The organism is Arthrobacter sp. JCM 19049 (assembly GCF_001310435.1).
Genome location: NZ_BAXF01000261.1, coordinates 1 through 3,032 on the forward strand (window position 1 = coordinate 1; position 3,032 = coordinate 3,032).

Consider the following 3,032-nt stretch of genomic DNA (forward strand, 5'->3'; position numbering starts at 1 on the left):
CAGGGTGGCGGCCACCCCGGCGGTGGCCAGGGTCAGCAGGATCTCATCGGGGGCATAGGCCAGCGAGGACAGGGCGCTGGAGGAGAAGATCGGCAGCGCGATTTTTGGCGGCAGCGGTTTGCGTTTCAACCGCTCGGTGCGAAACGGCTTGCCCACCAGCAAGCGTTTGACACCATCAAAGAATGCAGGCACGCATCAACGGTATAACAGCACGCGCGGCATGCTGAAGTCTCTGCCGCCCACACCCAGGCGGCATGGGCAAAACGTGGCAGACTAATGCAGTGCCGGTTTTGCCGGCACGCCCCGGGCCGGCGCCCGGGAAGGATGGCAGCGAACCAAAGGAGTATGCGATGGCCCACTTCGTGATCATGGGCTGCGGCCGGGTCGGGGCGACACTGGCCCTGACCCTGGACGCGGCCGGGCATTCGGTCACGGTCATCGACCAGAACGAGCGGGCCTTCGGCGCGTTGGGCGAGGACTTCTCCGGGGACACCGTCACCGGGGTCGGCTTTGACCGCGACACCCTGGAAGCGGCGCGCATCCGTGAGGCCTACGCCTTCGCCGCGGTCTCCAGCGGGGACAACTCCAACATCCTGGCCACCCGGGTGGCGCGCGAAACCTACAACGTGCAGCACGTGGTGGCGCGCATTTATGACCCGGGCCGCGCCGAAATCTACCAGCGCCTGGGCATCCCCACCGTCGCGGCGGTGCGCTGGAGCGCGGACCAGGTGCTGCGCCGGATCCTGCCCGAACATTCGATGCGCGGGGACTTTCGGGAATCCTCCGGCCGGCTGATGCTCACCGAGGTGGCGCTGCATGCGGACTGGTACGGCCACCAGGTCAAGTCCCTGGAGCGGGCCGCCGGGGTGCGCATCGCCTACCTGACCCGGTTCGGGGAGGGCATCATCCCGCAGAGCAATACCCGGCTGCAGGGCGGGGACCTGGTGCACGTGATGATGCGCGTGGACGAAAGCAGCGACGTGGAAAAGATCCTGGCCACCGCCCCGCGCCAGGCGCAGGACTAGAACGGAGAGCCACATATGAAGGTGATGATTGCCGGTGCCGGCTCGGTGGGTTCCTCCATCGCGCGCGAACTGCTGAACAACGGGCACCAGGTGCTGATCATTGACCGTGACCCGGATCCGTCCGAGCAGCAGGAGCTGCCCGAGGCCCGCTGGCTGCGCGGGGACGCCTGCGAGCTGGTGGTGCTGCAGCGCGCCGGGCTGGACGATTTTGACGTGGTGGTTTCGGCCACCGGTGATGACAAGGCCAACCTGGTGATCTCGCTGCTGGCCAAGAGCGAGTTCGGGGTGCGGCGCACCGTGGGGCGGGTGAACAACCCGAAGAACGAGTGGATGTTCGACGACGCGTGGGGTGTGGACGTGGCGGTCAGTACCCCGCGGCTGATGACCGCGCTGGTCGAGGAGGCCGTGGAGGTCGGGGACCTGGTGGAGCTGCTGAGCCTGAAAAGCGGGGCGGTGCACCTGGTGGAATTCACCGTGCCCCACGATTCGGCGCTGATCGGGCGCACCATGGGACGGGTCCCGTGGCCCGAGGACACCACCATGGTCTCGGTGGTGCGCGACAAGTCGCCCTTCCCGCCCACCCGTGACGACGTCATCGAGGGCGGGGACGCGCTGTTCTTCTTGACCACCGAAGAAGCGCGCGAGCAGCTGCGCAAGGTGCTGCGCGAAACCCGGCGCTGAGCGCGCCGGCTAGTCCTGCTGTGCCGTGATCTGGCTGGCGGGGCGGGAAATCATCCATGCGAACCACAGACCCGCCGCGTACAGCGGCACCCCCATCACCAGGCGGCTGATGCCCAGGGCCACCACCTGGTCGGTGAAGTACAGCGGAAGCTGCACGGCCAGCCGGGCGGCGAACACCGCCGCCATGATCCAGGTGGCGATCGCATAGCGGCGCAGCCGTGCGGGCTGCTGGCGCCAGTCGGTGCCCTCCTGGCGCAGGAACCCGTAGAGCACCCCCAGCCAGCGGCCACTTGATCGCGATCGAGATCACCATTGCCAGCAGGTAGGCTCCGACAATGAAGAATCCGGGAACGTAGTAGTCCTTGGCCTCCCCGCTGCTGCGCGCGGCCAGCGCGCAGATCAGGATGCCCACCAGCCCACTGACCGACTGGGTGAGCGAGGAACGCTTGACCAGCCGGGCAATCATGAACACCGCACCCACCGCGATCGCGGCGATCAGCGCCACGTCCAGCTGCCGGGTGAGGGCGAAGAGCAGCACAAACAGGAATCCGGGGACCACGGTTTCCAGCACCCCGCGCACTCCCCCGATGCTGGCCATCACATCGATGTGCCCGGCCGCGTTCTTGCTCAGGTGCGCCGAGGATCCCAGGCGCTGTGCCAGCGACGGGTCCGGTTCACCACGGGTGCCGGGCTGCTCGGGGGAATCGGGCGTTTGGGTCATCTCACTCGCATTCAGTGTCAAAGAGGCCGCCGGGGCGGCTAGGCCTGCGGGCGTTCCTGCGGCAGGATCAGGTAGCGCGGGTTGTGCACCGTGGGAACCTGGTCCACCAGGCTCAGCATCCCCGAGTAGCGGATCTTCACCCCGGGCTTGATCCCCGGCACCCGCTTCTGGCCCATGAACAGCAGCCGCACGTGCGGGGCGGTGCGCCGACGCACCCCTGGGCGGGCCAACTGGTCCACCACGGTCGCGGTCAGCCGCGGCGCCTCCCCCGGCGGCACATGGGTCACCGACTGGATATAGCCGGTGTGTTCGATGCGGCCGCGTTCGGGCATCTGTTCCAGGTTCTGCAGGTGGCGGACCGTGGCGCTCTGCGGCAGCGCACTGACCGAAACCTGTGTCTTGCCAACCATGTCAGCGTTCCGTTCCAGCTAGCCGATCTGCGTGATTTCCGGCCCGCGTTCCGGGCGCTGTACCTCGGGCTGCCCGGCCGGGGCCTCGGCGCGGGTGGTGGCGTTGCTTGGCACATTCAACGGCAGCAGCTCACGCGGCGGACAGCGGCCGGTCCCCGCGGTCCACCACGACCTGGCGCACCAGCTCCTCCACGG

Annotated in this window: 5 protein-coding genes and 1 pseudogene; 2 read left to right on the top strand and 4 right to left on the bottom strand. The window is 68.0% G+C overall.

The window, feature by feature from the left end; translation table 11 throughout:
• Positions 1–192: hypothetical protein (locus tag JCM19049_RS20205; RefSeq protein WP_279402965.1), on the bottom strand; the 192-nt coding region annotated here is incomplete at its 3' end.
• A gap of 158 nt (positions 193–350) precedes the next feature.
• Between JCM19049_RS20205 and JCM19049_RS10625 the strand changes: the two genes are divergently transcribed.
• Together JCM19049_RS10625 and JCM19049_RS10630 are read left to right on the top strand one after the other, a co-directional pair.
• Positions 351–1,025, top strand: coding sequence for a TrkA family potassium uptake protein (locus tag JCM19049_RS10625; protein ID WP_054821578.1), 675 nt, complete (start codon positions 351–353; stop codon positions 1,023–1,025).
• Positions 1,026–1,040: 15 nt separating this feature from the next.
• Complete coding sequence (locus JCM19049_RS10630; RefSeq protein ID WP_054821579.1) at positions 1,041–1,706, top strand: TrkA family potassium uptake protein; 666 nt, start codon at positions 1,041–1,043, stop codon at positions 1,704–1,706.
• A gap of 9 nt (positions 1,707–1,715) precedes the next feature.
• On the opposite strand, the gene JCM19049_RS20210 is transcribed toward JCM19049_RS10630, so the two are convergent.
• The 3 genes and pseudogenes from JCM19049_RS20210 to JCM19049_RS10640 all read right to left on the bottom strand — a co-directional run bounded on the left by JCM19049_RS20210 (position 1,716) and on the right by JCM19049_RS10640 (position 2,837).
• Entirely contained in the window at positions 1,716–1,979 is a 264-nt protein-coding gene (locus tag JCM19049_RS20210) for a DUF3159 domain-containing protein (protein ID WP_279402966.1), read from the bottom strand.
• A gap of 52 nt (positions 1,980–2,031) precedes the next feature.
• Positions 2,032–2,427: pseudogene (locus tag JCM19049_RS20215) on the bottom strand (DUF3159 domain-containing protein); the annotation flags it as partial.
• A 38-nt stretch (positions 2,428–2,465) separates the two neighbouring features.
• Positions 2,466–2,837, bottom strand: a complete 372-nt coding sequence (locus tag JCM19049_RS10640) for a hypothetical protein (RefSeq protein WP_054821580.1) — start codon at positions 2,835–2,837, stop codon at positions 2,466–2,468.
• Between the last annotated feature and the right edge of the window lie 195 nt (positions 2,838–3,032).

Excerpts from the sequence above, each read along its gene's own strand:
- JCM19049_RS10625 (WP_054821578.1), top strand. The coding sequence starts at position 351 with ATGGCCCACTTCGTGATCATGGGCTGCGGCCGGGTCGGGGCGACACTG.
- JCM19049_RS10630 (WP_054821579.1), top strand. The coding sequence starts at position 1,041 with ATGAAGGTGATGATTGCCGGTGCCGGCTCGGTGGGTTCCTCCATCGCG.
- JCM19049_RS10640 (WP_054821580.1), bottom strand. The coding sequence starts at position 2,837 with ATGGTTGGCAAGACACAGGTTTCGGTCAGTGCGCTGCCGCAGAGCGCC.